Annotated in this window: 20 protein-coding genes; 12 read left to right on the top strand and 8 right to left on the bottom strand. The window is 56.0% G+C overall.

The window, feature by feature from the left end; all coding sequences use genetic code 11:
* Positions 1-3: 3 nt before the first annotated feature.
* On the bottom strand, positions 4-705 hold the full coding sequence (ispD, locus tag AABO57_09815; protein MEK6286024.1) for a 2-C-methyl-D-erythritol 4-phosphate cytidylyltransferase: 702 nt from the start codon (positions 703-705) through the stop codon (positions 4-6).
* On the bottom strand, positions 702-1,757 hold the full coding sequence (locus AABO57_09810; GenBank protein MEK6286023.1) for a PIN domain-containing protein: 1,056 nt from the start codon (positions 1,755-1,757) through the stop codon (positions 702-704). The genes ispD and AABO57_09810 overlap by 4 nt, the downstream gene beginning before the upstream one ends.
* A gap of 1,038 nt (positions 1,758-2,795) precedes the next feature.
* On the opposite strand from AABO57_09810, the gene AABO57_09805 reads away from it, so the two are divergent.
* The 7 genes from AABO57_09805 to AABO57_09775 all read left to right on the top strand — a co-directional run bounded on the left by AABO57_09805 (position 2,796) and on the right by AABO57_09775 (position 8,334).
* The gene (locus AABO57_09805; protein ID MEK6286022.1) at positions 2,796-4,316 is read left to right on the top strand and encodes a PLP-dependent aminotransferase family protein; all 1,521 of its coding nucleotides are present in this window, start codon (positions 2,796-2,798) and stop codon (positions 4,314-4,316) included.
* A 280-nt stretch (positions 4,317-4,596) separates the two neighbouring features.
* Positions 4,597-4,905, top strand: coding sequence for an Lrp/AsnC ligand binding domain-containing protein (locus AABO57_09800; protein MEK6286021.1), 309 nt, complete (start codon positions 4,597-4,599; stop codon positions 4,903-4,905).
* A gap of 16 nt (positions 4,906-4,921) precedes the next feature.
* Positions 4,922-5,590, top strand: coding sequence for a pyridoxamine 5'-phosphate oxidase family protein (locus tag AABO57_09795; protein MEK6286020.1), 669 nt, complete (start codon positions 4,922-4,924; stop codon positions 5,588-5,590).
* Between the two features lie 88 nt (positions 5,591-5,678).
* Positions 5,679-6,155, top strand: coding sequence for a GNAT family N-acetyltransferase (locus AABO57_09790; protein MEK6286019.1), 477 nt, complete (start codon positions 5,679-5,681; stop codon positions 6,153-6,155).
* An 81-nt stretch (positions 6,156-6,236) separates the two neighbouring features.
* Positions 6,237-6,470: a hypothetical protein gene (locus AABO57_09785; protein ID MEK6286018.1), complete on the top strand. Its 234-nt coding sequence runs from the start codon at positions 6,237-6,239 to the stop codon at positions 6,468-6,470.
* Positions 6,471-6,992: 522 nt separating this feature from the next.
* The gene (locus tag AABO57_09780) at positions 6,993-7,637 is read left to right on the top strand and encodes a thermonuclease family protein (GenBank protein MEK6286017.1); all 645 of its coding nucleotides are present in this window, start codon (positions 6,993-6,995) and stop codon (positions 7,635-7,637) included.
* A 235-nt stretch (positions 7,638-7,872) separates the two neighbouring features.
* Positions 7,873-8,334 carry a hypothetical protein gene (locus tag AABO57_09775; protein MEK6286016.1) on the top strand — a complete coding sequence of 154 codons (462 nt, stop codon included), beginning with the start codon at positions 7,873-7,875 and terminating at the stop codon, positions 8,332-8,334.
* 167 nt (positions 8,335-8,501) lie between these two features.
* On the opposite strand, the gene radA is transcribed toward AABO57_09775, so the two are convergent.
* Together radA and AABO57_09765 are read right to left on the bottom strand one after the other, a co-directional pair.
* On the bottom strand, positions 8,502-9,881 hold the full coding sequence (gene radA / locus AABO57_09770) for a DNA repair protein RadA (protein ID MEK6286015.1): 1,380 nt from the start codon (positions 9,879-9,881) through the stop codon (positions 8,502-8,504).
* 190 nt (positions 9,882-10,071) lie between these two features.
* The gene (locus AABO57_09765; GenBank protein MEK6286014.1) at positions 10,072-10,725 is read right to left on the bottom strand and encodes a hypothetical protein; all 654 of its coding nucleotides are present in this window, start codon (positions 10,723-10,725) and stop codon (positions 10,072-10,074) included.
* A 337-nt stretch (positions 10,726-11,062) separates the two neighbouring features.
* On the opposite strand from AABO57_09765, the gene AABO57_09760 reads away from it, so the two are divergent.
* Positions 11,063-13,492 (top strand): HD domain-containing phosphohydrolase, encoded by a 2,430-nt coding sequence (locus AABO57_09760; GenBank protein MEK6286013.1) that lies wholly within the window; start codon positions 11,063-11,065, stop codon positions 13,490-13,492.
* A 7-nt stretch (positions 13,493-13,499) separates the two neighbouring features.
* Here AABO57_09760 and AABO57_09755 read toward each other — a convergent pair whose 3' ends face one another.
* On the bottom strand, positions 13,500-14,735 hold the full coding sequence (locus tag AABO57_09755) for a GAF domain-containing SpoIIE family protein phosphatase (GenBank protein ID MEK6286012.1): 1,236 nt from the start codon (positions 14,733-14,735) through the stop codon (positions 13,500-13,502).
* Positions 14,736-14,773: 38 nt separating this feature from the next.
* On the opposite strand from AABO57_09755, the gene AABO57_09750 reads away from it, so the two are divergent.
* From AABO57_09750 to pnp, 4 genes are all read left to right on the top strand, one after another.
* Entirely contained in the window at positions 14,774-14,995 is a 222-nt protein-coding gene (locus AABO57_09750; GenBank protein ID MEK6286011.1) for a hypothetical protein, read from the top strand.
* 158 nt (positions 14,996-15,153) lie between these two features.
* Positions 15,154-16,560, top strand: coding sequence for an SPOR domain-containing protein (locus AABO57_09745; protein MEK6286010.1), 1,407 nt, complete (start codon positions 15,154-15,156; stop codon positions 16,558-16,560).
* 124 nt (positions 16,561-16,684) lie between these two features.
* Positions 16,685-16,954, top strand: a complete 270-nt coding sequence (gene rpsO, locus AABO57_09740) for a 30S ribosomal protein S15 (protein ID MEK6286009.1) — start codon at positions 16,685-16,687, stop codon at positions 16,952-16,954.
* A gap of 390 nt (positions 16,955-17,344) precedes the next feature.
* Positions 17,345-19,591, top strand: a complete 2,247-nt coding sequence (gene pnp, locus AABO57_09735) for a polyribonucleotide nucleotidyltransferase (protein ID MEK6286008.1) — start codon at positions 17,345-17,347, stop codon at positions 19,589-19,591.
* A 103-nt stretch (positions 19,592-19,694) separates the two neighbouring features.
* On the opposite strand, the gene AABO57_09730 is transcribed toward pnp, so the two are convergent.
* From AABO57_09730 to AABO57_09720, 3 genes are all read right to left on the bottom strand, one after another.
* Complete coding sequence (locus AABO57_09730; GenBank protein MEK6286007.1) at positions 19,695-20,369, bottom strand: hypothetical protein; 675 nt, start codon at positions 20,367-20,369, stop codon at positions 19,695-19,697.
* Between the two features lie 715 nt (positions 20,370-21,084).
* On the bottom strand, positions 21,085-21,882 hold the full coding sequence (locus AABO57_09725) for a hypothetical protein (protein MEK6286006.1): 798 nt from the start codon (positions 21,880-21,882) through the stop codon (positions 21,085-21,087).
* Positions 21,883-21,895: 13 nt separating this feature from the next.
* A complete protein-coding gene (locus AABO57_09720; GenBank protein MEK6286005.1) occupies positions 21,896-22,603 on the bottom strand; it encodes a hypothetical protein in 708 nt (235 codons plus the stop codon).
* Between the last annotated feature and the right edge of the window lie 19 nt (positions 22,604-22,622).

Below are 22,622 nucleotides of genomic sequence, written 5' to 3'. Positions count from 1 at the left end.
TACTCAATCGAAGAACGCGGCTTGTATCGCTTCCGCCAGCCGCAGATCAAACGGCCGGGTGATCTTGATGTTTATCGGCGAGCCTTCCACCACCGACACCCGATGGCCAAGCCGCTCCACAAGCTGCGATTCATCGGTACCCATGAAGCCATCGGCATATGCGCGCTCGAACGCTTCGCGAAGGATCGAGAATTGAAACGCTTGAGGCGTCTGCGCGTAGTAGATTCGCCGCCGATCAAGCGTCCGCTGAACGCGGCCCGATTTCACCTGCTTGATGGTGTCGGTGGCGGCCAATGCAAGGAGTGCAGCTCCGGTGGCTGCGGCGCGTTCGATCACCGCGCGGATTTCTTCAGGCTTGACGAACGGGCGCACGGCGTCGTGAACGACTATTATGCCGGCGTTTTCTTCGCTCACCACTTGGAGCCCGCGATAGACCGAGTCTTGCCGCTCGGCTCCTCCTCCCACCACGCGCGCAATCTTCGTAATGTTGTATCGAGAGATCAGCCCCAGCACGTCAGTAGTCAGGTTCGTCTGCAAGGCCAAAATGATTTGATCGACTGCATCGCACTGCTCGAAGCGCCGAAGCGTATGCACAAGCACCGGCACGCCGCCCAACTCCAGCATCTGCTTGGCGCGATCGGCGTGCATGCGGGCGCCGATGCCGGCCGCGGGTATTATGGCTGTGTTGAGCTTGCGTTCGGTCACGGCGAGGCTGCGTTGTTGTGCCGCGGGCCGGCCGGACGCCCGTCCTCGCTGAAGCGGCCGAAGATCATCTTGCCCGCTGTGGTCTGCAAGACGCTGGTGACCGACACGTCGATGTTCTTGCCGATCATGCGACGGGCGTTGTCCACAACCACCATCGTGCCGTCGTCGAGATAGGCCACGCCCTGGTTGTATTCCTTACCCTCTTTCAGAACGAAGACCCGCATGATCTCGCCGGGCAGCACGACCGGTTTCAACGCATTGGCAAGCTCGTTGATGTTGAGCACCGACACGCCGCGAAGTTGAGCGACCTTGTTCAGGTTGAAGTCGTTGGTGACGATTTTGGCTTCGATCTGCTTGGCCAGCTCGATGAGCTTGTGGTCGACTTCGCGCACATCCGGGAAGTCAGCCTCGCTGATGACTATCTCGTAGCTGCTGCCTTTTTTCTTCTGAATCCGCTGAAGTATGTCGAGTCCGCGGCGCCCGCGGTTGCGTTTGATCGAGTCGGCGCTGTCGGCGATCTGTTGAAGCTCGCGCAGCACGAACTGAGGGATTACCAGCATCCCGGAGAGAAACCCTGTCTCGGCAATATCGGCGACGCGGCCATCGATGATGACCGAAGTGTCCAGTATCAACGAGTGCGACTTGGCTGCTCCTTTTTCTACGAATATTCCTCCAAGCGCAGTGAGGTCCAGATAGTCCCCCTTGACCGCGCCGACTATCAATCCTACGTAACCCATGAACAACGTGAGCGTGAGTGTTAGGAAAGATTTGAACTCTTCCGGGATCGCATGCTGCGCGGCTATGATCCAGCAGATTAAGGTTGCGCCTGCGATACCGAGTATCGACCCGACCGCCCCGCCAATAAGAGTCTTAAGTGTGGCTTTGCGAATCCGGGTCTCGAAGTAGATTATCGAGACTGCAAGTACTCCCCCAATGACCGCCGACATTACCCCATTTCCCGAACCGGGTTTGGGGAAAGGCCTCAGGAAGTAACCTGCACTCACGAGCGCCGCGACGAAGACGATACGAATCAGAGTAACATCGGCTTGCATATATCCTCCGTACGTCTTATCTATCGCTCGAGCCGTTCCTGCCTTACGACGCTGCGAATAGTTAAGCTGAGTTTTGAAAGATCAATTCGCGGCCCTTTGGTCGCGACTCCGACTAAGCTGCGATTGCGACATCAAACAAATAGGATCACCGCAATCTGGAATTCAAGTTGTCCTGTTCGCTCCGGCTTGATTACGACTGGAACACTAAAGAAGATAAGAATCGAACAAGTCGCGGGAAAGCGGCGCGAAACAATTAGTGAATAGGATTTGATCGAGGCCGCGATCCGTTCTGACTCCCAGTCGTGTCAAGGGCGGGCCCTGACGGCGTTCATTATAGTGCGCAAAGGGCAAAGAGCAAAGAGCAAAGAGTAAAGAGGAACATAGCTAGAGAAGATGTCGAACCGCCGCCCTTTGCGCTTTGCTCTTTGCCCTTTGCCCTTTGCCTTTTGCTCTTTGCTCTTTGCTCTTTGCTCTTTGCTCTTTGCCGCGATTCGTCACTCGCTACTTGACAAGTTTTGGCAGCTCAAAGAAGAGCACAGACACGGTTTCATTCAACCGCACAAGTTACGGCTACCTGCGCGGGGCAGAAACGCTGGCACAAACATTGCCAATGTGACTGCGTAGCTTTAAAAAGTTAGGCGGTGGTTGGGGGAACGGGGGCTCCGCCGGTCATCGCAAGACTGAGAGAAGCGACAGACAAAGCAACAATAAACTGAGGGGGATGAGGCCACGGGGGCGGCGTCATCCCCTTTGGTGTTTTTCGGTTTGGCCCAGACAGTATCTTACCCGGCCCGCGAAGTCCGGGCTGTTATCTAACGATTCCGATAAGCCCATCAGTAGCACACAAGCGTAATCCAAAATCACCTATCCGAAACTAAGCGACCTCCGTTCGTTTTCAAAAACCGATATCCAATACATCGGAGCCACACAGCCCATTGATTGGCCTATGAGAATTGGCCCATAATTGGTTCTTTACATCGCGCAATCTGGCTGTAAAATGGCTCGGTCAGATATTCCAATTCTTTGAGGCTGCCATCGATGCTATTGGAGCTGAAACGCGACAGTCACGTTCCGCTTTACACCCAGATCGTGACTGAAGTGCGCCGCAGAATCTCCGACGGCGCATTGAAGATCGGGGATCGGCTTCCCGCGAATAGAGAGCTTGCGAAGACGCTCGGTGTCAATCGCAACACCGTCACGAACGCCTACGCCGAACTCGCCGCCGACGGGGTCATAACATCGCGCGTCGGCAGCGGCACCTACATCACGCGAGTCCCAGCGCCGGCTCCAGCTTCTCCGGCCAAAGAGCAAAGCTTGCCATCGCCGATGCCCTGGGAGTCGCTGCTCGCAGTCCAGGGCAGAGACAACTGGCTACAGGAGATGGCCGGCTTCGAAACCCGGCGCGAGGTGATTCCGCTCGCCCTCGCCCTTCCCTCGGCCGATCTTTTCCCGCTCGATGATTTCCGCCGCTGTGTCGATCGAGCGCTGAGAAGACAAGGCCGCATACTGCTCCAGTTGGGAACCACCAGCGGGTACGCGCCGCTTCAGGAATACATCGCCGCGCAGCTCGCGCTGTCCGGAGTGAAGGCATCGCCCGGCGAGGTGCTTGTCACCAATGGCTGCCAGCAGTCTCTCGATTTGATCCGCCAGATACTGGTGGCCCCCGGCGAAGAAGTCGCGCTCGAGAATCCGACTTATCCGGGCGCGCTCAGCGTATTCTGCGGAGCGAGCTCGAAGTACATCAGCGTACCGGTCGGCGAAAATGGAATGGACCTCAACGTTCTCGAAGACGTTCTTTCTCAGCGGCGCGCGAAACTGATCTACGTCGTGCCGAGTTTTCACAACCCGACCGGGGTCACGATGGATGTGGCGTCGCGGCGCCGCCTGATCGAGATCGCCGGCCAATATCGTGTGCCAATAGTCGAGGACGACATCTACCGGGAACTGCGCTACAACGGACCCGAGGTCCCGCCGCTCAAGGCGCTGGACGAGCACGGCATGGTGATCTACATCAGCAGCTTCTCTAAGGTCGGTTTCCCCGGGCTCAGAGTCGGCTGGATTGCCGCGCCGCAAGTGGTCATTGATCATCTCAATCGCGCCAAGCAGCGATCCGATTTGCACGCGAGCCTTCTCGCCCAAGCGGCGATCTTCGAATTCGCCCGGCGAGGGCTTCTCGCCAAGCACATAAAGAGGGTGAAGAAGGCTTACGCTCAGCGCCGCGACGCGATGCTTGAAGCGCTGGAGAAGCACTTCCCGAACGATGCAAGCTGGAGCCGGCCAGCCGGTGGAATGTCCGTATGGGTCAGGCTTCCTGAGTCGATAAACACCTCGCAGCTACTCGTTCAGGCGATCGAGAGTGGAGTTACTTTCGTCAGCGGAGAACACTTCTATTCGAGCTCGCCGCAACAGAACATGATGCGGCTGAGTTTCACCATGGCCGGTCCTCAAGCGATCGAGCAGGCGGTCAAACAACTAGGGTCGATGATCAAAGCCCGGCTACTGAAGAGCCGGCAACAACGGTCGGTCAAACGAGTCGAAGGGCTGAGAGCATTGGTCTGAACACAGACTAAAGTCTGTGCAGGCACCCCCGTAGGGGTGCAATGTTTATAGAAACGTGGTCCGCGTGAGCCGCACCCCAGCGGGGTGCAATGTGCCGGATCAACTCTCGTAGAATGAGCGAGTCATCGACATAGCACCCCGCTGGTGTGCGCCCCGCCGAACGACCCGCTTCTATAAACATTCAACTCCTAGCGGAGTTGCTCAAAGGGAGTTGGGAGAGGCACGGGAATGTCGAGACTAGAGACACAGATTAAAGTCTGCGCTACTTCGCGGGGTGATTATGAAGGATAGCCTCGTAGCTTTCGTTTTCGTTCAGACTCAGTTTCGCGCAGCCAAAGCCGCCGCGCTGCTCGCGCGAATTCCCGAGGTCGAAGAACTACACCGCATAGCAGGCGAAGACTGCTACGTTCTGCGAGTGCGGGTATCGAACACCGAACAGCTTGGACGGCTGGTCAGCGACAAGATCGAGCGAATCGCAGCTGTTCATTCGACGCGTACGACACTGGTCCTAAAAACGCTAAAGGATAAGCAAGCGCCGCGGATCAAGAGGCCTGCGCCGGCGACTGCCCGCGCCGAGCATTGGAGATAGCAACGGAGTAAACAGCTTGACGAGGACCTTTACACCAACCGAGCGAACCGTTTTGAAACGACTGCCGAAACGAGGCGAGTACGATCGCGCCGCGGTGTTTCAAATCCTTGATGAAGCCTTCATATGCCACGTCGGATTCATCGCTGAAGGCAAGCCCGTGGTGATTCCAACTTCCTACGGGCGGATCGAAGATGATCTGTACATCCATGGCTCGGCCGCTAGCCGCATGCTGCGCTCGTTGGAAGAAGGCATAGACGTTTGCGTAACCGTCACGCTGATTGACGGACTGGTGTTGGCGCGTTCCGCGTTCCATCATTCGATCAACTACAGGTCCGTGGTCATTTTTGGAAATGCGACGGCGGTCGATGCTCAGGACGAGAAGCTCAAAGCGCTCCATGCGTTCACCGACCAGGTAGTGCCCGGACGTTGGGAAGAGGTTCGCACGCCTGATGAAGGCGAGTTGCGCGCGACGCTGGTGCTGAAGCTGCCGCTCGTCGAAGTCTCGGCGAAGGTGCGTACAGGTCCCCCGATTGACGATGAAGAAGACTACGAGCTCTCAGTCTGGGCAGGCGTGGTGCCGTTGAAACTAACGGCCGGTGCGCCAATCAGTGACGGTCGGCTTCCGGCGGGCATTGAACCACCAGAGTACGCGAGAGAGTACGCGAGACCGGCGTTGAAAGAGTAGTCGACCTGCAGATCGCCTGGCCGAACGCCGATTGCGGGAGGGAGTTGAGCACTCTTCAGCGCGTTGATGACACGAACGGAGGGCGAGCATGGACGGTCATTGGCACAGAGGCGAATACACGATCAGCACCGACAAGACACGCCTCGACATTGGTGTCATTCACAGTTTCCTGGACACTTCATATTGGGCCGCGGGGCGATCCGTCGAGACAATCCGCCGGTCGATCGAACACTCGATTCCGTTTGGTCTCTACAAGGGCGATCAGCAAGTCGGATTCGCGCGAGTCATCACCGACTACGCAACGTTCGCGTGGATAGCCGACGTGTTTGTGCTTGAGTCGCATCGCGGGCACGGCCTTTCGAAATGGCTGATGGAAGTGATCATCTCGCATCCCGAACTTCAAGGTTTCAGGCGATGGGTGCTTGCGACGAAAGACGCGCACGATCTTTATCGCAAGTTCGGATTCAATGAACTGAAACTTCCCGAGCGGTGGATGGAGAGACACGATCCGAGTACGCAAGAGCGGCCGGATTATTGGATTGGAAAGAGCAACCCGGCGCCCTGAACAGAACAAGGGTTCAAGAAGCTGTCCGCAATGTTTGACAAGCCCTAGTCTTCCCTCGGTCAACTCAGTATAATGACGCCGATGAATCCACTGATCGTGACCATCATCATTGCGTTAGCGACCTTCATCGTCAGCATCTTTGGCGCAAGCTGGCTTAATCAGCAGGCGATGAACAAGCGGATTGATGATCTTCGTGGCTATCTCGACGCCCGGTTTGCGGCTCAGGATACTCGGTTTGCGGCCCTTGAGCAGCGCTTGGATCGAATTGAGCGCCAACTCGAAGCTATCTTCAAGCCATCCTTACCCACCCGCTAACGCGCGGGCTACGCAGTGCTTATTAGCGGATTAGACGAGAGGGCCGCCACGGAATCTGTGCTCGCGTAAACCGTTGCTCCACGAAACCTGCGCACACTCAAAGAATATTGGTTACGCCACTAAAAGGCTTGACTCACTGTAACTGGCTGCCAGAATACCATCATTGCTCCTAGCCTGTTGCGAGTTGGCGATCCTCGGTTAGGCAATGTCACTTTGGAGTGACGCCTCAGCCCTGTGTCTAGATAGCGAGGTAGTAATGAAGAAACACCTAGCAGCGGGTTTTCTCATCCTGAGTGTTTTCTCGCCAAGTCTAGGAGTCTCTCAGACCAAAACAAAAACCTCCGACAGTGTCTGGAAGGTGTTGCGAGTACTCGATGGCGCAAGAGCTGTGCTCATGCTGCACGGAAAAGAGAGTGTTGTGCGGCTCATCGGCGTTAATGCGCGATTCAACGCTTCTCAAGCGACTAATTGCCTAAACTCGCTAATCGCAGGGCACACATATTGATTGAGTTGGAGCCTGACTTGGCGGTAGATAGTGATGGCAATGCCATGGTCTACATCTATCGTATGCCAGATCGATTATTTATAAATCTCGAGATTGTCCGACAGGGTTGCTGTCTCACCGACACGGACAACCCGTTCAAGTATGCGCGCGACGTACGCGCAGCCGAGCGAGAGGCAGAGAAAGCTCAGCGCGGAATTTGGGCGTTGTCAGTAGCAGTAGCCTCAGGACTGCGAGCAAATAAGCTCGATGTCAGCATGACTATTGAACCGGGGCGCGTAGCTCGGGTTGTAGACTCCGACCTCAAGGCCAGACAAAACGAGGAAACGGACTCCAGACCCCGCGTTGTCATGGCAGTGTATTCGTCTTCGTACGATGATTATAATAAATCTGTAGCTGCAAAAGATTCACAAGGCATTAACGAACTTACAGACGGAGGTAATTTGCTGCTTGTTCCGGTCGAAGTTAAGGTGAAAATACTTGAAACCTCCCTTTCCTACTTCAAAATGCACTTGGAAAGTGAGCTCGCCAAGATCCGCGGGCAGTCGGATCAATACCCACGACAGCTTGCTGCGGAATGCCTGATTAGGGTGCGCATCCTGGACGGAGCCTATAAGGGCAAGACCGGCTGGCTGCCAGCTTGGAAGCTCTTGCCCGTCGAATAGAAGAACAGAGGCCGAATTGCGTTTCACTTTTTAAGTGACAAACCCCCATATCTATTACATCACAGGCCCCTTATTATCTAGTAGATAGTTCGTCGCAACGGATATGTTTTGTTTCAGAACTGCTCCTCGATATGTCAGTTCAAACGTGGCAAGTCCAGTTTGCGCAGCACATGTTCAGTTGTCGAAACGATTGACCTGGAATTGGGATCGTCTACCATGGTCCTGGAGACCAAACATGGCTGTTTCAAAATCATTCCTTATCGTCGAGGAGTACATTCGGGCGGAATGGCTTCATCGAAAGTACGGTCAAGTGTTTACCAAAAAGATTGCTCCCTTACGAAACAACGGTTTCTTCGCGTTTGACGCAGTATCCAATGACGGTCAGATCGTTGGTTGCATATCGGCAAACAGTGGGCGCGCGAAGAAAGGAGGCTTCGCCAAGTCCAAGATGAGGAAGATTCATTCCGACATCATGTTTCTTATACTTTCGGAAGCGCCCCAGAAGCTGATGATCCTGGCTGACAAAGATATTTACGACTACTCCATGAGTGAACAACAGCGTGGCCGACTACCGCAGGAGATCGAACTTTGTCTGGCTGATCTGTCTGACAGTATGACGGCGTTGCTTTCAGAAGCCCAGGAAGCAGCATCAAGAGAGATTTCGGTTAAGCTTGCGGAAATCACATCCTCACTTTGAGACCCGGCCTTAACGTCAAACTGCTGACCGTGCTCGCTGAACGTTTTGGGGTTCTGACCCAGCGGGCGTCACTTCCACACGACTGCAGTCCCGTAGAAGCTAACTGTTAAGTGGACGTTTCGTTTAGTGGATTTTGATTCAGCAATTGATCGGAAAAAACCTGCAAATCAAAACAACGCCTCGAGCGCATCACCGACGTTGCGCACCCCAACTACTTCAATCCCGTCGTCGTACTCGAGCCCGGCGAGGTTCCCGTGAGGAATCACGCAGCGGCGGAAGCCCATTGAGTAAGCTTCACGCACTCGCACTGAAGCCTGGCTTGTCGCGCGCACTTCGCCGGCCAACCCGACTTCTCCAAACACTGCCGAGCGTTCGTCAACAGGAACATTGCGGAAGCTCGATGCAATCGCTGCGACAATGCCCAGGTCGGCCGCCGGTTCGTCTATCGTCATGCCACCTGCCACATTCACGAAAACGTCGTCGCCGAGTACGTGCATGCCTACTCGCTTTTCGAGCATCGCCATCAGCAGCGAAACGCGGTTCGCATCAACGCCCTGTGTCATCCGTCGAGCAGTCGCGTATTTCGTTGAGGTGACCAGCGCTTGAAGCTCGACCAGCATCGGCCGTGTGCCCTCCACGCAAGCCGTCACCACCGAGCCCGACACTCCAACGGGCCGCTCATTCAAAAACAACCCGGAGGGATTGAGCACAGGCACCAGCCCGCGGCTGGTCATTTCGAACACCCCGACTTCATTCGCCGCGCCGAAGCGGTTCTTCACCGCGCGAATGATGCGATGATTATGATGGCGCTCGCCTTCGAAGTAGAGGACCGTATCGACGATATGCTCGAGCGCTTTCGGTCCGGCGATCGCCCCGTCTTTGGTGACGTGCCCGATCAGGAACACGGGCACCGAGCGGTTCTTAGCAAGCATCAAAAACTGCCCCGCTACTTCGCGGACTTGCGAAACCGATCCCGGCGCGGATTCGAGCTTCATCGAGAATACGGTTTGCACGGAATCGACGATTACCGCTTGCGGGTCAAGCCGGTCGATCTCTTGAAAGATTCGTTCGAGACACGTTTCGGGCAAGAGGTACAGACCCGTGGGATTGATGCCTAGCCGCTCGCCGCGCAGCTTGATCTGCCGCTCGCTCTCTTCGCCCGAGATGTACAGGACTCTGCCGCAGGTGATCGAAAGCTTGTCCGCCACTTCGAGCAGCAGCGTTGATTTGCCGATGCCGGGATCGCCGCCGATCAGCACAAGTGAGCCTGGAACTATTCCGCCGCCAAGCACTCGATCGAACTCTTCAATGCCCGAGGGCTGGCGCGCGTCGTTCTGACTTTCGATATCCTGATAAGCGACCGGCGCGACTTCCCGCATGCGAAACAACCCGCCGCGAGGGGAAGACTCCGGGTGTGCGCTCGTGGACTTCTCTTCAACCAGCGAATTCCACTCGCCGCAGTCGGGGCATTTGCCCATCCATCTCGGCTGCTGCGAGCCGCATTGTTGACAGACGAAGACAAGCTTAGGAGACTTGGACTTTGCCATTTGGTTACTCTTGTTGGGAGGCCTGCCTGCCCATCTTTCCGGGCGAAGTATGATTGAAGCGGCGCCTCATTATCAAGCAAGCGTGTCGCGCCAAACTATCCAGAGGTGGCGAGCTTGCCCGCGTGTGAAAACCAGGCGGCGAGTTTTCGTGATTGATCTGATCGTGCTTAAGTAAGATCTACTTTGTTGCTTACGGTTCGAGGGGACTCACCCGGCGGCCGGTGGGAGGCACTGATGACGGCCTGAACTTGCGCGCATAGTCCCAGACGTAGCTCCGCAGCGTGTAGTAATAAGGGTTGAAGCCAAGCTCGTCCGCTTCATCGAGCGCCTTCTCAACAGTCCAGTTTGAGTGCGCGACGCGATAGATCGCGGTCATCTCGCCCGTGCGGTTCAACCCGTCCGCGCAGAAAACATAGAACGGACCGTTCGCGGTGTCCGTCACGACCGATACGAACCGATCGGCTTCCTCATCAGTGGGCGGATTCCAAACGCTCATCGGCACCCATTGGTAAGCGAGGCCGGCAAGCTCGGCCGCTTCCTTGATGTCCTTCGTGTGATCGTAAATTGAGCGCAAGTCGACGAGGGTCCTGACTCCGAGGCGGCTGAGCGTTCTGATGCCGCCGCGCAAAGGCTGCGACCCGCGGACATAATTCGAATCGACTCGGTGAAACAACGGCAGGGTTGCTGCGACTTCTCCGGCTGCGTCCTCCAGCGGCTCAGCTCGATTCTCGTCCGTAGAACGGGATTCCGCGGGAGGGCCGTAGCTGAAAACGATTGTTGAGATCGCAACGGCGAGAGCTGCGGCTGTGATGACTGCTGTGACCAAGAACTTCTTGTGATGCACTTTGCCTAAACACCTTTTTGTAGATTGGGGCTAACACGGTTGATTCATTTATACCTTACCAACTGGTTCATACGCAAAGAACGGCCCAATGGTTTTCTATTGCGACAGCCGGTGGCATAGACTCTAAAGTCTGCGCTACTTCCGCCACGGCTATGCGGCAATTTGACCGAAACTATTCATTCAATTTGGTCCGATTCTCCTCATAAGTCGCGCGGCCCGGGGCACGTTCGGGTAACGATTTGTTCGCCTTACGCTGACTTGAGCACGCACCAAGCGGTGGAACGCGGGTCGCCTTAGTGAATCGGATTTGTACTTTGCTCGGCCGAGAAACCAGGTCATGAAACCCAGTGAGCGCAAAAATACCGCCAGTCTCTTCATAGCAGCGGTGTCTCTGATTGGACTGATGTTTTTCGCTTACTCGGCTTTCGCGGTCGCCTTGCACCCCATCAACTTCGAATGGGTCCTGTTAAGCCTGGTGACGATACTGATGGTTTCGCGCATCGACATCGGGATCCCCAGGGCCAGAAGCGCCGTCACTCTGTCCGAGTCATTCATCTTCATCTCGATACTGCTCTACGGCGTACACCCCTCGGTGGTGCTCGCCGGGCTCGACGTTGCCGTGTGCGCGCTCGGGTTCAAGGAACGCCGCAAGATGATCTTGTTTGACGCGGCGGCGATGAGCTTGTCCATCTTCGTTTCGGGCGCGGCGGTCTCTCTGGTATTTGGCGAACCGAAAACGCTCGCTTCTGATCCGGGGACATTGGTCCTCGCCGCGGGAATGCTCGGGGTGATTCATCTCGTACTGAACTCCGCTATGATGAGCGTGGCGGCCGCACTGGAAAACGAGCGAGGAATCGTCGACACCTGGAAACAATCGTTCCTGTTGACTTCGATATCGGTCTTCGCCGGCGCGGCGAGCGCCTGCCTGATCGTCAAGCTGATCACGGTCATTTCATTTTACGCCTTCATCATTTCGGTTCCGATCCTGGCCGTCACCTTCTTGACCTACAAAGTCTATCTCGAGCGGGTCGAGACCTCGAACCGTCACGCCGAGCAGATGGCCGAGCTTCACTTGAAGACCATCGAGGCGCTGGCCATCGCCATCGACGCCAAGGACGAAGTGACCGCCGACCACGTCCATCGCGTGCAAGTCTATGCTACGGGACTCGCGCGATTGTTCGGCCTATCGGAGCCGGAGATCGAAGCTCTCAGGGCCGGCGCGCTGCTACACGACATCGGCAAGCTGGCCGTGCCCGACTACATCCTGAACAAGCCCGGTCCGCTCACGCCCGCCGAGTTCGACAAGATGAAAGTGCATACCATCGTCGGAGCCGAGATACTCGAGCGAGTCGGCTTCCCTTATCCCGTCGTGCCCGTCGTTCGTCACCATCATGAGCGCTGGGATGGGCGGGGCTATCCCGACGGCCTGCGCGGCGACGAGATTCCGATGACCGCGCGAATACTGACGCTATCGGATTGCTTCGACGCAGTGCGCGAGGACCGGAACTATCGCGAGGCGATGACTCGCGGCGAAGCGATCGCTATGCTAGACGAAGGGAGCGGGACCGTCTTCGATCCAAACGTTGTTAGAACTTTTCTGGATCATCTTGATGAGTTCGAAGCCGAGATTCGCGAGAAGTGCTTCGAGCCTCGGCGGGTCGAGCATCCGCAAGAGCGAGGGATCGCCCGGGCCCCGGTCACCGAGAGCGGACCGATGGTCTACGAACGCATACGCAGCGCGCATCGAGAAGTGATCACCCTGTACGACATCGCACAAACGATCGGTACGAGCTTGGACTTGCGCGACACGTTCGCGGTGTTCGCTGCGAGACTGGAAGACATAGTCAGCTACACGACCTGCGTGCTTTACCTGGTGCGGCCGGACTCGACCGATGTCGAAGCTGCGCACGTTGCGGGGCGCCACGCCGAGTTGTTCAAAGGCAAAGGCGTTCCTTCGGGCGCGGGAATAACCGGATGGGTCGTCGCCAATCGTCACCCGATGCACAATTGCGATCCCCGTCTTGATTTCGATGTGCTCAAGGTCGATCTGCCCGAACCGTACCGCACGGCGACCGTCGTGCCGCTCACAAGGGACGAAGTGATGCTCGGCGCGCTGGCGCTGTATTCCGCCGACCTCAGCGCGTACACTGCTGAACATCTGAGATTGATGGAAGCGGTAGCGAAGCTCGCGACGGATGCGATCGCCAATGCGGTCCATCACGAGCGAACCGAAACAGGCGTGCTCACTGATTTGCTGACGAGCCTGCCGAACGCGCGAGCGCTCCGATATCGCTTTGAGGAAGAAGCTGACCGCGCGCGGCGGCATCGCGACAGTTTCTCGGTGGTTATGATGGACCTGGATGGCTTCAAGGCGGTGAACGATAAGTTTGGGCATCAGGCGGGTGACCAAATGCTGAAAGAGTTCTCAGTGCTGCTGCTGGGTCAGGTTCGCTCATCGGATTTCGTGAGCCGCTACGCCGGTGATGAGTTCGTGGCGATACTGCAAGTCGGCACGGAAGAAGTGCAGGAGCTTTCGCAGCGAATTCAACGAGCGATAGACCGCCACGATTTCGGCTATGCGGGCTCTAAGCTGTTCATCGGCATGAGCGTCGGCTACGCGAGCTTCGGAGTGGACGGTGAGACGTTTGATGAGTTGCTGCTTGCAGCCGACCGCGCGATGCATGCGGACAAGGCGCGACGTAAGGCGCTGTTCGCTGAGTCCAACAGCTTGACTACGAACGATCTTGGTCAGTTCAGGGTGATGTAGTTAATGGCTATTTCACTTTGATTACCGACACTGTCAGGTCATCTTCGGGGCCGCCCACCTCAACAGAGTGCTCGTCCACGGCGGTTGTTATTGCCTTCACGATTTCGTGGGCGCGCCGGTCGCTTGATGCGCGCACTACTTTTTCGAGCCCTTCCACGCCGAATTCTTCATCGAGCTGATTCCGAGCTTCGACAACTCCATCCGTGTACAGCACCAGGATGTCGCCCGAGCGGAACTCGACCACCGATTCCGAATAGCGCGAGGTCTCGAATAGGCCCAACGGCAGACCGCCTTGGGTCAGCAGTTCGCTGGTCCCGTCGCCGCGCAACAGCAGCGGCGGATTGTGACCGGCGCTGATGTACAGCAAGCGTTTGTGCTCGGGATCGATCAAGCCGTAAAAACAAGTGATAAACCTTTCTCCGTCGGTTGTGTCGTGGACCAGCCGGTTGACGCGGGACATCACCACTCGCATCGCCAGCTCGTTGATTACCGTCGCGTGAAAGTAAGCCCTGAACGCGACCATAATCAATGCCGCCGCCAGCCCCTTGCCGGATACGTCCGCTACCAGAACAACCAGCCGGTCCGAGATCGAGTCGATGAAATCAAGGTAGTCGCCTCCAACCTCGCGGAACGAGATCGTTGTGCCGTAGATGTCGAAGCCCTCGATCAGCGGGAACGAGCGCGGCATCAGGCCCTCGACTACTTTGCGCGCAAGCTCGAGCTCGCTCTCGACTCGGCGCTGGCGCATCACCTGGCGGTAAAGCAGCGTGTGGTCGATCGCTGCAGCCGCGAGCGACGCGAACATCGTCAGCAGTTCAAGGTCGCGCTGACCGTAACCGTTGACCACATCGGCTTCGAGATTGATGACGCCGATGACCCTGCCATCGGCGCGAATGATGGGCGCGGCTATCTCGGAGCCGGTCTCGGCTCGCACCTTGACGTAACGCGCGTCGCGCTTCACATCGTCGACGATTTCGCCTGTTCGGTTTCGAATCACCCAGCCGATTATGCCGCTGCCGGTTGCGAGAAAGTCTTCGGATATTGATTGCGGCGCGTATCCGCGAGTCTTGAATTCGTGAACTTCGCCGCTCCGCGGGTCCATGACGTAGATCACGGCAGCCGAGTAGTTGATGAGTTCCTTGATCGAATCGAAAATCGTGTCGAGCACTTCGTCGAGGTCAAGCGAGCTGCTGACTTTTCGAACTGCTCCTATGAGTGTTTCGATTGTTCCCTCGTGAGGCATTATGGTGTCTTCACTCAGCATTTTGGCGAGCACGCGAAATGAGCATGCTAGTTACTTGCACAGGCGAAGGCAAGTCAGCGCTCGATAGCTGGTTTGTTAACGCTAGCACCAGAAAACAATTGAGTGTGAGGCCGTCGATAATCGTTTCCAGGAGCGCCATCGGCTTTGAGAATCGCGGCGCGATGTTTGCTGGGTCAACGTCGCGGACCAGAGTGATCACGACTGACGTAATTATTGACAGTGATCTGGTCGTAACCTAGGATGAAGAACGTAAGCGGACGTGCTCCCTTTTCCGGTTAGCCACCGCCGCCTCTTTTCACTTGCAGCCTTCAGAGCTGCAACTCCCCCGGAGTCCCCGAAGCTGTCTTTTGCACCCGCAGAATTGGACGCCCACAAATAACTTTTTAGCGGAGGGCCCATGCACTGGCGGCTCTTTCTCTTCTCAACGGCGGTGCTCATGTTGATAGGCCCGGCAATCGCGCTTGCCGGTTCAGATCCAGCCGTTCCTTACACATTGCAAGTTGCTGCGTTCCCTACCACGGATCTCGCCGATCGTTTCGCCGTTAAGCTGGTTCGAGCCGGAGAGCGTCCATTCTGCGCAACTGTAGAGCTACAAGCACGCGGGTACTGGACCAGGGTATTTGTAGGACTATTCTCGACCAGCGAAGCGGCGCGCCGTTACGGCGAGAACCTGGTGGGGCGTGGCGTCGTCGACGAGTTTCTGGTTAGGCGAGCGGACCCGAATCAGGCGGTCACTCGACCCAGACGCGTCACTGGCAGCGACCCGGAAGCGCTGGCCTCAGTCGCCCGGCATAAACCACCAAGCACGCGCCACGCGGTGAGCGCTGAGAACTTCATCTTGAGTCCAGCGGCTGCCAAGGGGGCTTCACTGCCAGAGAGCGCTCGGAATGCGACGCTCAGAGTTCGACCGGTCGCGGCGGCGCGCGAGACGTATGCTTCTCCTGCTACACCGCTGCCCGATTTCAGAGCATCGGCACTTGGTCTCGCGCCCCGTATTGATACAGGGCTTATACCCAGGCCGGAACCGGTCACACTGGCGCTGAGGCTCGTCGTCGGTGAAGTGCGACCTTACCGGGTTGAATCCAGGAATCGAGGCGGCCTTTGGATAACCGGCGACACCGCCGAGGGACTGGCGCGCCTACGATGGATCGTCGGCGCAGAGAATGCCCAGTTGATCAAGCTCGATCCCGATGGACGCGTACAACTGGATAGAAGGTTGTTGGCGAACACGGGCGGCCTCGGCCCGTCTCGGGCGGGTGATGCTGTACAAGTGGCAAAACATATCTGGTCAAATGAAGGACTGCTTCTCCTGGTTCAACTCGCGGAAGGGCGTTACCGTTACCGCCTTCACACAGGCCGGCAAGTTCCAACGCTGGGAAAGATCATAACCATCAGCGGAAGCATAAACCTGGACACGAACTTCGACAGCCGCATCAATCGTTATCGAAAAGATGGCAAGAAGCTCGCTGTAGAGCAGCCGCCTGAAGGATTTGACTCGCTTGTGGCCATGAATCCCGACGCGCGTTGGTACAACCTGAGCAGCAACTACTGGGTTCAAACTGGTGCGATAACCTTTCATGAACTCGCGGAAGCATATGCCAAGATCGAGCTTGGTCTTGACTATCTGGATCAGGGTTCGCAGCCGGGCGCCCATGCTCTTGCGATCGAACGCGAGCGCCGCTTGAAATCGCAGCGGCCCAGCGCCGACATCGTCCTGACCGCCGGATCAAACCGAGTGTTGAGGACCGAAAAGGAGGTTCGCCTCTTCTACGCGGAAGGTCCTGCCGGGGTCAGCCAGCGGTAGATCGACATTTTTCAAGGAAGTGCCGTCGTCCGTGTTGGACTTTACACCGTTGCTCCGCGTGTGATAACTTTTGGCAGTTCAATGAGAACGAAGATTTCTAGCTTGTAGAGGAGAAAGAGTTACAGTGGCTTTGGCTAAGGAAGCTAAGACCGAAGTGATCGGTCAATACAAGACGCACCCTACTGACACCGGCTCGCCTGAAGTTCAGGTTGCCCTGCTTACGCAGCGTATCAACGGCCTCATGGAGCACTTCAAAGCTCACGTCAAAGACAATCATTCGAGGCGAGGTCTGTTGAAGATGGTCAGCCAGCGGCGGCGCTTGTTGGATTATCTGAGGCGTAAGAACGCCGACCGTTACCGAGAAGTCATCAACCGTCTGGGTATAAGAAAATAGAGATCACCTCAGCGAAAGGCCGGAACCGAGTGCAGCCGTTTCGAGCGGTCCGGTCAGTTGTCGGTTCTCTGGCGCGCAACCAAGAAATAACTCGATTAGGTGTGAAGTCCTGGCGGCAAAAGACCAGGCGATGGAAACCGGACGCGCCACGTACAGTTCAGACAATTCAGTTCATCGATGGCCACGGGAGCGAGCCGGCAGGCTTTGCCGCTCACCGTGGCCTTGTTGCTTTTCACAGCAACACTTTGCTTGCAGAACGTAGACTGCAAGCCGGAAATTTCAGTTACTGCAACAGCGCGCTACAAAACTGAGCCGCATGCGGTACGCACGCAGGCTGTGGCTCTCAGATCAAAAGCGGAGAGGCGCGCAGCGGAGAGAAGGGAGACAGATATGGAGTTGAAGCAATCAGTTCAGCTAGGGGGAGTAGAGTTTTCGATTGAGACCGGCAAAGTCGCCAAGCAGGCCGATGGCGCTGTGATAGTTCGTTATGGAGACACAGTGGTTCTGGTAGCCGTGGTCGGCACGAAGCCCCGCGAGGGCATAAATTTTTTCCCGCTCACGGTTGAATACCGCGAGTACGGTTACGCGGCCGGGCGCATTCCCGGCAACTACTTTAGACGCGAAGGTCGTCCGTCCGAGAAAGAGACGCTGACTTCGAGGCTAATCGACCGGCCGATCCGGCCATTGTTCACCAAGGGATACAACAGCGAAACACAGGTGATAGCCTTCGTGCTTTCGGCCGATGAGAACTACGACTCCGACGTCCTTGCGATAACCGGAGCGTCAGCCGCGCTTTACCTTTCGGACATCCCGCTCGAGACACCAATCGCCGGCGTTCGCGTGGGGCTGATCGAGGATCGTTTCATAGTCAATCCCACCTACGATCAAACACGTGCTTCACCGTTGAATCTGATCGTCGCGGGGTCCGAAGAGGCGATCGTGATGGTGGAAGCGGGCGCGAGCGAAGTCGCCGAAGACGTGATGGTCGAAGCGCTGATGTTCGGCCACAACGAAATAAAGAAGCTGTGCCGGCTTCAGAGAGAAATGTATCAGAAGCTCGGCATCGTCAAGCGCGAAGTTGTTAAGCCCGAACTCGATCAAGCGATGCTGTCGGAGATCGAAACCCGAATCACTGACGGCTTGCGCGATGCGCTCGACACAACAAAACACGGCAAGCTTGAAAGCTATACGCTGGTTGACAAACTGAAAGACGAAACCGTTTCGGCTTATCCCGAGGAGGAGCCGGACAAACGAAAGATGGCCGGAAAGATCTTCGATCATTTGAAGGAGAAGATTTTCCGCGAGGACATTCTGAATCGTCGTCATCGTCCTGACGGCCGCCGGTTCAACCAGATCCGGCCGATCTCGATCGAGGTCGGTTGGCTCCCACGTGCGCACGGTTCGGCGTTGTTCACCCGCGGTGAGACTCAGGCAATCGTCACCGCCACCTTGGGCACCAGCGAAGACGTCCAGTATATGGACGACTTGGAAAAAGGCGAGATCAAGCGCCGTTTCCTGCTTGCCTATAACTTTCCGCATTTCTCAGTTGGCGAGACTGGCCGCACGGGCTCGACAAGTCGCCGCGAGTACGGCCACGGCGCGCTTGCTCGCAGGGCGCTCGAGCCGCTGCTTCCCGCGGAAGCAGACTGGCCCTATATCACGCGCGTTGTTTCCGATATCACCGAATCGAATGGTTCCAGCTCGATGGCATCGGTGTGCGGAGGCTCGCTTGCGTTGATGGATGCAGGCGTCCCGCTGAAAGCTCCAGTCGCCGGCGTTGCGATGGGACTGGTGATGGAAGGCAACAAATACGCGATTTTGACCGACATCGCCGGCGCTGAAGATCACTACGGCGACATGGACTTCAAGGTCACGGGAACGCGCACGGGTATCACAGCGCTGCAGATGGATATCAAAGTCACGGGCATAAACGCTCAGATTCTCGCCGACGCCTTGCAGCAGGCGAAGGATGGGCGTCTCTACATTCTGGAAAAGATGGATGCGGCCATTGCGGAGCCGCGCGCTGAAATCAGCAAGTATGCTCCGCGAATCCTTACGGTTCAGATTCCGATCGACAAGATTCGCGAGGTCATTGGGCCGGGCGGTAAGATAATTCGCGGCCTGGTCGAAAAAACCGGCTGCAAGATCGACGTTGAAGACACTGGTCGCATCAACATTGCCTCGGCCAATCTCGAGAAAGCCGAGGCTTGCAAGCGCTTGATCGAAGAGATCACCGCTGTCCCCGAGGTGAACAAAACTTATTTGGGCACAGTCCAGCGCATCGCAGACTTTGGGGCGTTTGTCGAGATCATGCCGGGCACCGACGGCTTGTTGCATGTCTCCGAGATTGCTGATTACAGAGTGCAGAACGTTCGCGACGAGCTTACAGAAGGCCAGCAGTTGCTGGTGAAAGTGATCAACGTCGATCCATCGGGCAAGATACGATTATCACGCAAGGCAGTGCTGAGAGATGAGCGCGGCGAAACAGGTGAAGAAGAGCGCCAGCCTGACTCTGATCGCGACGGCGGCGGAGATCGTCCGCCTCGGGATGATCGTCCACGGGATGATCGGGGTCCGCGCCCGCCGCGACCCGGCGGTGACCGCGACCGGCGTCCGCCTCGCGGTCCGCGACGATAATCAGACGGATTCCGATAAAGAAGAAAAGGATGAACAGGGCTTTGCCTTGAAAAGCCGATTATGGCCCCATTTACGAGGCAAGCGCGAGTTCTGCCCCAAAATCCTAGTATGGTTCTATTGGAGGACAACACGGAGATTCTATGACCCATTCTGCGCCCTCTGTATTGACGCGGATAATTACAATGGGCTTCCCGACCTTACCGGGCTTATCGTCAATTGCAATTTGAATGAGGTTCCTAATCGCATTCACGTCTCCGACCTCATCGAAGTAGCCGTGATGGCTATCAAGAAACTTCTTTAGTGGCCGGGGATGTCCCCACAACAAGTAGTGATCTACCCCCAGGATTCCGGGCACAACTTTCATAACGTCTCGGTCGGGCGAGAATGTAATTTCAAACTGACTGTAGATTAGAGCAGGAACGTCATTCTCGATTCCAAAGAAGGCCGTATCGAGAACTTCTCCATCGCCGATCATGCTTTGGTATAAGGCTGGATTCTGATCGTGCAAGGAGCCGGCGGCCTCTAGCAGCGGTTGAGAGATGGCATCTTGGTACCGATCCATCATTTCAAGAATCCTGCTACCTTGTTGGATCGCGGCAGTAGCGATTGTCCGCGCGTCATATTCGAATTCCGCGCTCTCTATCATTCCAGCGGAGGCGACAAAAACCCGCCCCACCTGGAATATCTTGCACGTCGTCTCAACATTCCCGGTTGCTACGGCATAATTAACTTTGCTATCGGCACCTACAATAATATCGTTCGCGGTTCGAAGGATCACGATGGCCGTTCCATGCTTTATCAGAGAGGATTGAGAATGTCTGCGCACGTTGAAATAGTGAAATTAAGTCATAGCCCGAAGTGGATACGTACTATAACGCTCGGCGGCATGCAAGGGTGGTATGATCGCCAGAATGACGCATAGCCGTAGCAATCGCGCGGGCGCGGGGAGAATCGTTGGCTCCCCGGCCCGCTGCTAGCTGACTTCACTAGAAGCATCGAACCGCGCAGTTCAATCGAGTCTTGCGCTGTCCGTTTCGAGTGAGAATGCGGGGCGATGCCCGCACTGGTCTGCGGCCTTGGCCGCGTCTCTTCGTTTTCTGCATAGGTCTCCCTACCCGCCAAGAAATGGCAGGCTCAGTTCGAAGGTGAAAAATTTTGGTTGCGAACCGGCCTCGGTGGGATTACAATGCAGGCTGGCTCGCAAGCCAGCTAATAAGAAATTTGGTTTTCAACGGCCCTGGTAGCTACGAACTACCGGGGTCGTTTTGCTTTCATAGGCAACCCTCCAGAAATAGCAAGAGCCGGCGAACAATCGGGCGAACTCCGATATGCTCACCGGCTCTGCTTCGTGAAAAAATTCTTAGGCTCGATTACACTAGTTGGCAGCACAAACGAAACCTTCAACGATCCGATTACAGCACGTTCGGGCGGTTCACGATATAGGGAAGAAACTCGGTATGACTTATTTTCCGCAGGAAGAAACGGCGGTTGAATTATTTTCCGCTTTTCGATGGCTTCCAGTACATTTGCAGAGCTTTGTTGTAGCTTTTGATCTTAGCCTTATGAAGCCAATGTCTCAGTAATTTGGTATGACTTTGATTGCGTGGCTTTCGAGCTTTTATTTGACAGAAACGGTGATTGTCAAGAAGTTTCAGTACGTTCAACTGAGTCGGGCGGCTATTCTGCGCTGCCAATACCTCCTTTAGAGCGATACGAAAATCCTTAAGGCTTTTGAACCAACCGGTTCCTTCCGGCCGACCCGAAAGCTTCGATTTGGCTTCTTCCATCGAGATGATTTCAAGGCCGGATACGAGCTGTTTCAACTGGGTAACGACGCTAGTTCGTCCGAGTTGTTTGCGCTCTGACCTAGCTAAGTCGTCGTTAATATGCTCGATGCTAATGCGTGAGCCGTTGCTGGCCCGATCCCAGAGATAACGAATACACGAGCCTCGCTGCGGATCGTTATGTGCAACTTCGAGTAGCCACACTCTCCAGATTCTCCAGCCTTCCGAGCCCGAACCCGAAACACAGAACATGCCCCCCATCTTGTTCAGGTCGAAGTCATCCCGATTGCCCAACAACACCGAGAGACTGTTGACCGCGAAGTCCTTATAGCGGATTCCGTAGTTCTCTCCCGGCGTTGCTGTTAGGCTACACTCACCCTTCGACGGTAAGCCTGAGGTTTTGAGCGTCCTAACAAGACGCTGATCCCTTGGTGCTAGCCATTGGAGATATTCTTTAAGGTCTCCCTTCCAATGCGGAGCCGGAATTTCAGCGCTTATGCCTTTCAATTGTTAGTTCGCCCTAGCAATACTTGCCTTTTGCCTGATCCCAAGTGAGGCCACATCGTGTAAGCCAGTTCCTCAACGTTTTCGTTCTGGCTTGGCTTTCCCTCATCGTTAGGGGCTTTGCTTGCCAAAATTGATTTCGTGATAAGAAGTACAGGCCCTTCGATTCGGACAGTCTCCGGTCTTGATCTCTTAGCACCTCGCTAAGTGCGTTGATGAAACTCGCATCGCTCTTGAAGTAGCCGGTCCCTTCGCGCCGTCCGCGCTGCTGTACGTGGCGTAGCAGAGCCCGTGCAGGTTCTGAATACTTGACCCACACGTTGCGCTTAATGGATAGGTAGTCGCGCACGTCAGGATGCCAGCTTAACTCGCGTACTGTCTCGTTCCCATACCTTACTCTCTGTAGCCAGAAGTAATAACACGCCTTGAAGATGTACCCGCTCGCCTCTGATGGGTAATTGACAAGCGTATGATCGGGAGCCCCAATTCTCTGATCACGCCGATTCGGCTCCAAGTCTTCAGGCCAAAACCCATAAAGCTCTAGCGTATAGCCGGCGAAGGCAGGATCAAAAAACTCGCCCTTTATTGTGAGCCGGACCTGACCGTCTGTAGGCATGCCGAGCGCGACCAAATCTGATAATCGCTCGTCCTCCAAGCGATCGGCCTGCTGAATCTTTAGGCATGCGTGTCCATTGGCAAATTCAAGCGGACTTCTAATTCGCATCGTCTCGCCCTCTCTTCGG

Source organism: Acidobacteriota bacterium (genome assembly GCA_038040445.1).
GTDB lineage: Bacteria > Acidobacteriota > Blastocatellia > UBA7656 > UBA7656 > Onstottus_A > Onstottus_A frigus.
Note: the sequence above shows the minus strand (reverse complement) of the source record. Positions and strands in the feature narration are given on the sequence as shown.